Origin of the sequence: Janthinobacterium sp. YR213, from assembly GCF_900099875.1 — a bacterium.
In the GTDB taxonomy this organism is placed as follows: Bacteria; Pseudomonadota; Gammaproteobacteria; order Burkholderiales; family Burkholderiaceae_D; genus Janthinobacterium; species Janthinobacterium lividum.
This window is the reverse complement of sequence record NZ_FNDA01000004.1, coordinates 703,997-714,470: the sequence shown is the minus strand read 5'-3', so window position 1 is coordinate 714,470 and position 10,474 is coordinate 703,997. Positions and strand designations below refer to the sequence as shown.

Here is a 10,474-nt window from a genome sequence, read left to right as displayed (position 1 = left end):
GCCATGCTGATGGCACTACCATTGAAAGCGAACACCATGACGAGCACCCACGCGCCCCTCTCCATCTCCCTGCAATGCCTGGGCAACGCTGGCTGCGTCTATGAGCGCAAGCCGATCGACCTGCTGGTTACCATCCGCAACGATGGCAGCCGCGATATCGGTTTTCCGCTCGACTACCTGCGCAAGTCGGGCCCGATCGTCAAATTCATCGATACCGATACCGGCGCCGTCACCTACGCCCGCCGTGGCCTGGCCAATCCGGCGCTGAAAACGCAATTCACCACGATTGCGCCAGGCGCTTCGATTTCCATGGAAATCGATGTGCATCCAACCGACATTGAAACGTTCCGCATCAAAAAAGTCGATATCAGCGTGGAAGTGATATTGAAGGGCGACATACGCATCGATGGCGAAGCGCAGTTGCAGGACTACCAGGGCGGCGCGAAGATCCGCATTTTTGAAAAAGAGGAGTAAGACGATGCTGGTGCGGATGGTGTTGTGCGGAACAAGCGTTTCGCCGGACGCCTGAGGCAGCGCCCGCGAACCGGCTCAAACAGCCACTTCGATCTCCTCCCACGGCACAGCTGCCGGATCCAGCAGCCACAGCAAGGCAAACTGTCGCTGCGCGATGACCTGCCCGATCAATCCCCCTGGAACGTTGACGAAGCGCGCTTGCTGGCACACGGCCAGCAGGCGCGTGTTCAGGTCAAGCGCATCGAGAAGTTCCCCATCGCCGCGCAACGGCTCAGCCAGCGCATCGATCGAGCCGGCTCCCGTGATCATGGCGGCGATGCGCTGCGGGTCGCAAGTGGCCGTCGGCGTCTCCAGACTGCCAGCCTTGCCCAAGGCCCATAACAGCGCCCAGCACGCTTCGAAGCCCCACTGGAACACGGGTCCCCGCTGTGCCGGATCGGTCTGCGGGTCGAGAAATGCGGCTTCGAGGGGACGTAATGCGGACGCGGCGCCCAGGTCCGCGATCAGGTCGGAGGCAAGCTCCGGCGCGAGTCCTTCGGCGCGCGAGGCGCACATGCACAGGCAAATGGCGCGCCCTGCCGTGTCGCGTGCGCTGCGCACGGCACCGCTCAATGTCAGTGGCAAAGGCAATTGGCCTGGGGGAAGCGGCAGGCCCAATGATGTCAGATGACGAACCGAACGATCCAGGCGCGCCAGCGCCACGTCAGAAGGGATGGTGTTCATGGCTAGGCCGCTTTCCAATCGATCTAAATAAATTTACCCATCAGGTGTTCATTGTATTTCTTTTGTTCATCCTCGATCACCTTGCGGATATCCGGATGCAGCGCATTGTAGTTCACCTTCCCGGTGCCTGGTTTCATCGCATGGAGGGACTTGTGAAATTCCGACAAGGTCGCTGTCGAGCCTGTTGGTGGAGCGGCCGCATACATCAGGTTATCGAAATCGGTTTGCCCGCCACCGAATTTCGCGCCCTTGTTGACCATGTGCTCCTTGTTGACCTTGAAGGTCGTGACGGTGCTCGCCTTGGCCGCCAGCGTAGGGAAGTCCGTGCTGATTTCGTCCAGCAACTCAGTAAACTTGTCCTTGAATTTTCCACCCACCAAGCTGTAATCTTTCCAGTTCGACGTGGCGTCCCGGCAACGCCGCCATGCCTCTGCCAGCACCGGATTGACCTTGAAGCTGAGCTCCGCCACCTGCTGATAAAACAGCGAGATTTCCTTCAATATCTCCTTGGTGGGGCCACTGGCCTGCAGCTTGACATTGATCGCATCGACCCAGCTGATCCAGCTGTCCGGATCGAGCACCGTGCCATTTTGCGCCTCGATGATGGCGTCCAGCGCATCGCTGATGATCGTTCTATTATTGTGTTTCGGATCGTCCTTGTAATCGGTGCCATTGAAGATGACCCGTTGCGCCACCATTGCCCCCGGCCCGGAGGCGGCTGGCGCGAGAACCTGCAGGCTTGCCGATCGCGCGGGCATCGCGTTCATGGCCCGGCTTCCCATCCGGTCTGCCTCCTGCTCGAGCGCGCGGTCATCGTTGATGGCCATGCCGTGCGCCGCCATCGTGGGCCTCACCCTGCCTTGCCTTTGCTGCAGCACATGCCAGGCTTCATGCGGCAAGTGTCTTTCCTGCCCAGGCCCCAGATGAATATCGCCGCCTTGCGCATAGGCATGCGCCTGCACCAGGCCAGGCTGGTGCGAATTGTAGTGAACCGTTACCCGGTCCATCGCCATGCCCGACAGTTGCTCGATGCCGGTCCTGAGCGCCGATGGCAGCGGCGCGCGCCTGGCATCGGACGCAGGCCCGCCGGCCGGGCTGCGCACATAGCGAAAGTTCGCCATGGCGGTGCCGCCGTGCCCGCCCAGCTGCTGGGCGACAGGAAGCGCGCGGCGCGTGTCCGTGGCGGGCTGCATGGGCGGCCTGTGCCGCAATGGCTCATGCGTCATGGTCAGCTTTGCTGGCGGGCATTTTCACGAATCCTCCTTGCGCTTGCGCTTGCCTGCGACTTTACTCGTGCCGGTTTGTGCATCGAGCAACAACGATGCGTGATGGTAGAGCGCAGACGGCACGGCCGGCACATAGGCTGGTTTTTTTGGCACCCTTGTTGCCCCCATATCCCACACCGCGCCCTTCGGCAAATAGCTGCCGACTGGCGCTTCATCCCCGGCCTTTTGCAAATGCATGACGAAGCCCAGGTTGGTGCTGTCGGTTCCGAACTGGAAGTGTTTCGAAAGGCTTGCATACAGCGTGATCCTGGCATGCGTATTTTTCCCCAGCAGGCCAGGCAGCGCGGCAGGGTCCATATTCGTCATGTCGTAGATCTGCGCATCACCGGTTTTTTTCTTTCCAAAGTCAGCCAGTTCTTCTCTGGTGGTAAAGTTATAGGCAGGGTCGACCAGGCTGAGCGACTTGGTGCCCGCCGTGGAGGTCATGGTTTCAAAGTACACCGGCCCCCTGTCCTTGACCTTTTTTTTCACGAAGGCCGCGTCGGCCCCGTGAAACATCATCGCGCTGCTCGAACCTTGCTGCCCGCTGTGGGTAAGGTAGAACGATGCAATGGTATAGCCGGCCTCCTGGACGGGGCCCGTGTAATGGCGCAAGACAGCCGCTTCCATTTTTCCCCTGGCCTCGCTCTGCTCATACTCCGTCGACAGGTGGAGTGCCGCCTCATTGAGGTTTTCAATGACTTGCGTCGCCTCTGCAAACAACACGTCGGTCCGCCAGCTGCGCCACTGCTGCAATATTTGCAATCCTTTGCCATAGTTACTCGCTATACGATTGAGCAAAACTTTGACCTTGTCATTTTCCAGTGCCACCCGATTTACTGCGCCCTTTGCAAGATTCATGCTGCGCTTGAGCGTGTTTTGCAGCAGGGACAAGCGGCCGCCCCGCCTGCGGCGGCTGCGCGCCACATCGGCGTGAGGTGATATCACCTTCTGCAGCGTGGCGAGAAACGCCTCGATGTCATACTGCCCTGGCCATATCCGGATCGATTTTTCGAGGTCGCTGATGGCGGGATACAAAAAACCAAAACTTTGCCGCTCGGTCATTGTTACATCGCTGACAGCATTCCATTTATCAAGAATCCCCTGTTTGATCTTTGGAACATCGATACCAAGGTTGTTCTTGTCCTGAATTTCAAAAATAAGGGCCGGATAAGTAAAGAAACTCGTCTCGCCAGCCATGCCGGCATACACCAGTTTCAACGCATATGAATCGAACATGCACTCGTTATCCCCGTAAATCCGCTTTGCCCCGGACACGATTTGCCGATAATGCCTGAACAGTTCCGCCTCATAGTCTTCTGGAGTATCGAAGTCGTGATGCACCAGCTTCCTTGCCTCAGTACGGTATTTTTTGGAACTAAGGTACTGCTTGGGAACGCCTATTTTTTTCGCGGGTGCGTAAGTCCTGGTTGTCGAATTTTTCAGCAGCAGATTGTAAGTAAAGCTGTTGACCTCGGCGCCCAATTTGGGACCGGGATGTCCTTGCCCACCCGGATTCCGATACACGATAGTACCGAGCGGACTGCCCTCATCCGGCTCGACATCATCTTTCAGCAGTGCCGATTGCTCTTCCTCTTCATTTGCAAGCGTCGAACTGGCGGGTTTGTAGATCTGACTCAACTGATTAACAAACGCTGCGTCACCACGCTTGGTATCTCCTGTCAGTCCAAGAATATCCCTTTGTACATTGGCTGCGCTGGAACGGAAGTAATCGAACTGATTCTGGTTGAAAAAAACGCTCTTTCCCTGGCCTCCCGGCGGCTGCTTGTTCTTCGTCGGGGCGGTCTTGGCATGGTATAACTTCAGGCTGTCGCCTGCGGCATTCATCACCTTGGAGCGTTTCCTGGCGGCGTCCGAGCTCTTCTCTTTCCTGCGTGCCAGTCCCTGCCGCGAAACCTTGCCATTCCATTCAATGACTCTGTCGCGCACGCCTTCCGGCATGTCGCCATACATGGCACCCAATTTCTCGATTTCCTCCGCCAAGAACATTTCCGCGTCAACAGAGGTCACGGGATCCCAGCCATCCGTCGCCGGACCGGGAAATTCAGGCAGGTCCTGCATCAACTCCCGGTAGATTTCGTCATACTCGTCAGATCCTTCCCAGTACAGCTCTGCCAGCAGGGAAAACACGTCGTTGCGGCCATTCCTCCACAGCTCGTTGTCACTGATATAACGGTTCGCAGAGCCGATGGTGCGCTGCACGGGGCCGTTATCATGCGCCTGGCCGCTTGCTGCAAGCGGCTGGGGCGGCGCTGCCTTGCGTTGCAGCGGCTGCCGCATCAGGCGATCAGCGCCGGCTTCATCGCTGGTATTGACGGCTTGCCCATTGACGCGGCCATCGGTCCGGGGCGGCGTGCCCCGCAAGACATTGATGATGTGATGCCCGACCTCGTGCCTGATGTTCGGCTCGCTATCCTTGCCGGGCGCGAAATGGACCTTGTTACCCTGCAAGGTTGCATCGGCCTCCACGGTGGCGGGAAACGGGGAATTATGCGTGGCCCGCAGCGTCGAGGTGTCGACGCCATGCTGCTCGCCCATCGCCGCCGCGATGGCCCTGAATGCGGACGATCCCTGCGCCCCCATGGACGCCGCCGGGCCTGGCTGCCGTGGCAGGCTGGCCGGGCTGCGCGCATAGCGGTACTGCTGCATCGGCGTACCGCCATCGGCAACGCGCAGTTGCGGCGTGTCCGGCCCGCTGCGCGCTGCCGTGTGCGCCGTCGAACGCGGTTTATGCCGCAGGCGCTCATGCTCCATCGGCTGCGCCCCCTTCCGGCATGCCGGCAGGCAGTCGCCCGCGCGCAGGCGCCCTCGCGCTACGCATCATCGTCCCAGCGAAAATCATCGGGCGCAAACACCTTGCCCAGCTTGTGGTACTCGCGCTCCGTCGCCTTGAGCAAGTGCCGCTGCCCCACCGCCTGCTGCTCGGCCGCCGCGAGAAAGGCGGCGCTCACGGCGATGCTGTTGATATTTGCGCCGCTCAGGGGCGCGCGTTCGGCCAGCAGCTCGAAATCGATGTCGCCGGCCAGCGGCACGGCGGGCGGAAAGGCGCAGCGCCACAATTGCAGGCGCTGCGCGCCTCCGGGAAACGGATATTCGATCATGAACTTGAAGCGCCGCGTAAAGGCCTTGTCCATATTCGCCATCAGGTTGGTCGACAGGATGACGATCCCCGTATAGCTTTCGATGCGCTGCAGCAAATAACCGGTTTGCAGATTGGCATAGCGGTCGTGCGCATCCTTCGTTTCGGTGCGTTTCGAAAACAGGCTCTCGGCCTCGTCGAAGAACAGCACGATGTTCATCGCCTCGGCCTGGTCGAACAATTGGGCCAGGTGTTTTTCCGTCTCGCCGATGTATTTGCTGACGATGCTGGCCAGGTCGATGCGGTACAGGCCCAGTCCCAGTTCATTGGCGATGATCGACGCGGCCATCGTCTTGCCCGTCCCGGACGGACCATAGAACAGGATGCACAGGTTGCTGCCATGTTCGTTCTTGCGGTTGAAACCCCATTCCTCGATGACCTGATGGCGCTGCTGCGCATATTGCAATACTTCCTGCAGCCATTGCCGCGTGGTATCCGGCAGGACGATATCGCCGAAGCGGTAGGTGGTCTTGACTTCATGGGCAACGCTCATCTGTTCACGGTTGCTCTGCGCGCGGCAGGCGTCGAGCAGCATTTCGCCGGCGCTCCCCTCTTCGCCCTCGGCCTGCAGCATGCGCCGGCTCGCCGTTTCCTTCAGCGCCAGCACGATCTGCTCCTGCGTCAGCAGATATTGATTGACCAGCCTGGAGAGCAAGGCATCGTCGATGTCCACGCCGAAAGTACCCGCATGGCGCAGCCAGCTGGCGCGCCGCAAGCGGCTGTCCGGCGCCGGAACGCGCACCAGGACGGCCGCCACCTCGTGCCGGGCATACCGAAAAGCAAGGTCGGACAGCCGCCGCGCGGGACCGTTCAAGACCGCCAGGTAGGGCTGGCTCTCGAACAGTACTTGCATAACCTCGTCGAGCAGGTCGTCGTCGGCGCCCTCCTGCGTGCCGAGCCAGTGGCAATGCAGGAGCACGAAAATGCGGTTGCACAACAACGCGTCGCGGCACAGCAGGCGCAGGCGCGCCAGCAAGGTGCGGCGGTTCTTTTGCCCATTCAGATAGGCTTGCCAGATTTCCTTGCCGTCGAGTTCGACGCATGCCATGCCCATCGTCGCAAACGTCGCCGCGCACAGGCTGCGGGCCAGCCACAGGTCCGGCCCTTGCAATTGCAGCACATGGCTGGCCGCGCGCGCCTGCGCCGGGCCGCAGTGCCCGATGAAACGCGCCAGCTGCGCGAGGGCCTGGGCATCGGCCAGGTGCTCGTCGAGCGCCAGCGTGCTGTCCAGACTGGTCAGCGGGCGCTCGAGACACAGGCGCGGCGCGGACTGGGCCAGCAGATACGCGGCAATCGGCTCGCTCAGGCGATAGCCGCCGTCCAGTCCGGCCAGGCTGGTATTGGGCGCCAGCACGATCAGTTCCCAGTGCAGCAAGGCGGCATCGGCCAGCAGGCAGCGCTGCAAGCCCGGGCGCGTGCCGCGGCAAGCGGCGAGCATGGCATCCAGGCCGGCCAGGTCGATCCAGCCTTCGCTGCCCTCGGCGCTGGCGGCGCTGCCGAAAGCGCGCACGATGGCGCCATAGCGCCATTCAATTTCGCTGAGCAAACCGAACAGCAAGACTTCCTGTTGCGGCCGGTCCAGGTTGAACAGGGCGCAGACATGGATCCAGGGAATGAAAATCTGCGCCTCGACGGTGGCTGCCGCACGCTGGCCCAGCAATTGCCACTGCTGTTCGATGCGCGCGCCCAGCCGCGCGGCCGCATCGGCGCCGCCCGCGCTCCCCGCGCCCAGCTGGCTGGCTTGCCGGTACAGGCGCTCGAGGGTGGCGCCGGACGCCGCTTCGGGTGGTGCGGACGCCTCCGCCTGGCGTGCCAGCAGGGCCAGCTCGATCATATTGTCGGCCAGCGTGCGCAGCGCCTGCAGCAGGGCCGCGTTGTCCGCATAGGCGCCGCTGTCGGTGGCGGCCGTGGCTGGCTGGGCGCTCATCGTTTCACACCCCGTCCGGCTTGGTGAAATCGACGAGCAGCACCAGGCGGTCGGTAGCTCCGCGGTTCCAGGCCGCATGTTCCTGCGTGTCGTCGAAGACCAGGCAGCGCCCGGGCTGCCAGTGGCGCACGGCCGTACCCACCCGCAACGCGCAGTCGGGCGAACTGCGCAGACCCAGGTGCAGGCGCAGCACCCGGTCCGTATAACCGACGTGCGGCGCGATCTCGGTGCCGGGCGCCAGGCGCGAAAAACCCGCCGTCACCAGACCCGGAATGCAGCCGAGCAAGGCCAGCGTGCGCGGACAGAAGATGGCGTTCTCGAGCATCGGACGGCCTTCGAGCACCAGGCCATAGACATCCCAGCCGCGGTTGTACAGGCCCGTTTCAGGCCAGGCGTCGAAATCGGCATGCGGCAGCGCCAGGCATTCGTCAAGCACGCTTTCCCAGCCTTGCTCGAGGCGGGCCGTAAAGGGGAACTGGTCATTGCGAAAGAACATGGTGTCACCAGAAAAGTTGCCATTGCCCGCCCTGCCAAACGGCATGGCCCTGCAAGGTGATGCGATAGTCTCCGGGCGCGCCGTCGAAGCCGCGGGCCTGGTGATAGCGACGGCCGGAATGGATGAAAGCGGCCCCCGTCTGGTAATGGATCTGCTCGAACGGTTCGCGCTGCAGCAGCGCCAGGATCTCGCTTTCATCCAGATTGCCCGTGCGTTCGAGTCCGAACGGCCACATTTTCATGCCGGCGCCCCGCCCAGCAGCGGCAATCAGCAAGGTCACCGATAGCGTCGGCGCCGCGCCCAGGCCGACAGCCAGGTGGCCGCGATCGAGGTGGATGGGATTGCCCGGGAAGTCGGCCGTCTCGCGCCCGCCCTGCCATTGCTCGTGCACCAGGTCGAGGTCTTCCGAGGCACGCAGGGCGGGATGGCCGCCGAACATATGAAAACCGGGCAAGGCGAGCGCCGGGTGGTAAACGACAGGCTGGCCCAGCGCGGCGCCCAGGGACGCCAGCATGGCGTCATAGACTTCGCCGAAATGATCCAGCAGAAAAGGATTATATTGGCGGGCCAGCCGTTCGTACGGGCGCGCCGGCATGCCCACGATATCGTAGTAATACGTGGCCCCCAGGGTGTGGATCGGGAAATGCCGGGTACGCTTGAGCCAGAACGGTTCCAGGTCGAGCAGGCGCTCGACGACGTCCGCGCATTGCTGCGGCGTCAGCACGGGCAGGTGGAACGATGCGATCGCTTCAGCGCTGTGGTCAGGATTCATGCTCTTACCAATACAAAAGAAGTTGTCCATCCAGGCGGACGGCATGGCCCTGCATGGTGATGCGCTCGAGGCCGCCTTTGCCGCAGGCCAGCACCGCCTGGTGTATCGCCAGCCCGTCGTGCACGATCATCTGTCCGTGGCGGTAGGCGATGAAGTCGGGGTGACCCTCCTCGCGCCGCCACAGATGCAGGCCGCTGCCCGCCGGCACGCTCAGCGGCAGGGTAAAGCTCAGCAAGTCCTGCGCGCCAAAATGCCGGCCTGCAAACACGTCGCGGTATTGCAAGTCGCGGTGCACGCTGGCCACCGGCTCGGCGAATGCCGGGTGCGGCAGGTAGATATGAAAGCCGGGCCAGGCGGCCTCGGGCGCCAACCGGGCCGGCAGCCCGCAATGGCGCTCCAGGCAATCGAGCACCAGTTGCAGCAGCGCGCCAAAATGGGCCGCGAGCAGGCGGTTGCTGCGGTCGCGCTCCGGCCGGTTCCAGTAGAGGCCGGCCGGGCCCGCGCCGGCGTCGAGGTAGGCCGCCAGTCCCAATGAATAAAAAGGCACTTCGGCATGGCGCCGCCGCCAGTGGCGTGCCAGCAGCGACACCCGCAAGACCCAATCGTCACAGGCGCCCTCGTCCAGCAAAGGGAAGAACGGAACGGGCATCAGCCGTGGCGTCCGTCGCCCACCAGGCGCACCAGGGCACGCGTGAGCAGGCGCCGGTCAGAATTGCCGAGGCTGATATCCGTGGCGCGCTGCACATTGTCGAGGAACAGGCGGACATTCGCATCGATCAGGCCGAGGTCGCCCCGGTTGGCCGCATTTTCATTGATTTTCACTAGCGCGCGGATGCCTTCCTTGAGCAAATCCTGCTGTTGCACGCCGAAGTTGCGCCCGGTAGCCTGCCCGAAGGCGGCGACCAGACCGGCCAGGTCGGCATCGTCGACCCGGTTATCGACGGGCTGGCCGGCCGGCCTGGCACTGCAGACGATTTTTTGCAGGCCCTGCACGAAGCGCGTCCGGTCGCCCTCGTCATTGCTCATCTTCGTGGCGTCGCCAAACACATGGGCAAAGTCGCCCACCCGTTCATCGATCGTGCGCTGGGCCGAAGCCAGCAGGTTTTCCTGCAACCGCCCCGACGAGACTTCCTCGCGCAACTGCGCCATTGCCGCAGCCGTGGGGCTGGGACGCGTTTCCAGCGCGATGGAGCTGGCGTTTTCCGGCGTCCAGACGAACTCCACCAGGGGTGCGGGACCGATCGCCGGTTCGGCCGTCAACTGGATCTTCCAGGTTTCGCCGGCCCGCACCGTCATCGTGAAGTTCCCTGGCAAGGGGATGAAATACGTGTGCGCTCCTTTCTTGCCGGACGATGCGGTGACCGCCTGGGTGCAACCGGTGGCATAGGTATGGCTGGTTACGCTGCCGCCAGCATCGATAGTGCTGCCCTCGAGCATGCCCAGGTAGGCGGCGGTAATGGTCGGCTGCCCGATGCTGGCCATGACGAAGCCGTCGCTGATGGCCACCGTGCTGAAAACGCCTTCGACCAGGTCGGCCTGCGAATAAGTGGTGCGCGCGCCAAAGTCATTGCTATGTTTATGCTTACGGTTCATGACAACTCCATGGTTGGATGCAACATCAAAATGTCTTGCCCTGTCAGGCAAGTGCGAAAACGCT

Annotated in this window: 9 protein-coding genes; 1 reads left to right on the top strand and 8 read right to left on the bottom strand. The window is 62.2% G+C overall.

Annotated features, from left to right (window positions below):
• Positions 1 to 36 precede the first annotated feature (36 nt).
• Positions 37 to 474, top strand: a complete 438-nt coding sequence (locus BLT98_RS20920; protein WP_092611025.1) for a hypothetical protein — start codon at positions 37 to 39, stop codon at positions 472 to 474.
• 75 nt (positions 475 to 549) lie between these two features.
• Here the strand turns inward: BLT98_RS20920 and BLT98_RS20915 are convergent, their stop codons facing one another.
• The 8 genes from BLT98_RS20915 to BLT98_RS20880 form a co-directional block, all read right to left on the bottom strand.
• Positions 550 to 1,197, bottom strand: coding sequence for a DUF4272 domain-containing protein (locus BLT98_RS20915; protein WP_092611022.1), 648 nt, complete (start codon positions 1,195 to 1,197; stop codon positions 550 to 552).
• 23 nt (positions 1,198 to 1,220) lie between these two features.
• The gene (locus BLT98_RS20910) at positions 1,221 to 2,300 is read right to left on the bottom strand and encodes an eCIS core domain-containing protein (protein ID WP_244517601.1); all 1,080 of its coding nucleotides are present in this window, start codon (positions 2,298 to 2,300) and stop codon (positions 1,221 to 1,223) included.
• 147 nt (positions 2,301 to 2,447) lie between these two features.
• The gene (locus BLT98_RS20905; protein ID WP_139179340.1) at positions 2,448 to 5,237 is read right to left on the bottom strand and encodes a hypothetical protein; all 2,790 of its coding nucleotides are present in this window, start codon (positions 5,235 to 5,237) and stop codon (positions 2,448 to 2,450) included.
• A 59-nt stretch (positions 5,238 to 5,296) separates the two neighbouring features.
• Positions 5,297 to 7,549: an ATP-binding protein gene (locus BLT98_RS20900; protein WP_092611012.1), complete on the bottom strand. Its 2,253-nt coding sequence runs from the start codon at positions 7,547 to 7,549 to the stop codon at positions 5,297 to 5,299.
• A 4-nt stretch (positions 7,550 to 7,553) separates the two neighbouring features.
• The gene (locus BLT98_RS20895) at positions 7,554 to 8,045 is read right to left on the bottom strand and encodes an aspartyl/asparaginyl beta-hydroxylase domain-containing protein (RefSeq protein ID WP_092611009.1); all 492 of its coding nucleotides are present in this window, start codon (positions 8,043 to 8,045) and stop codon (positions 7,554 to 7,556) included.
• A 4-nt stretch (positions 8,046 to 8,049) separates the two neighbouring features.
• Positions 8,050 to 8,817: a hypothetical protein gene (locus BLT98_RS20890; RefSeq protein ID WP_092611007.1), complete on the bottom strand. Its 768-nt coding sequence runs from the start codon at positions 8,815 to 8,817 to the stop codon at positions 8,050 to 8,052.
• 4 nt (positions 8,818 to 8,821) lie between these two features.
• On the bottom strand, positions 8,822 to 9,466 hold the full coding sequence (locus BLT98_RS20885; protein ID WP_092611004.1) for a hypothetical protein: 645 nt from the start codon (positions 9,464 to 9,466) through the stop codon (positions 8,822 to 8,824).
• Positions 9,466 to 10,410: a hypothetical protein gene (locus BLT98_RS20880; RefSeq protein WP_092611001.1), complete on the bottom strand. Its 945-nt coding sequence runs from the start codon at positions 10,408 to 10,410 to the stop codon at positions 9,466 to 9,468. Before BLT98_RS20880 ends, BLT98_RS20885 begins: the two co-directional genes overlap by 1 nt.
• Positions 10,411 to 10,474 lie beyond the last annotated feature (64 nt).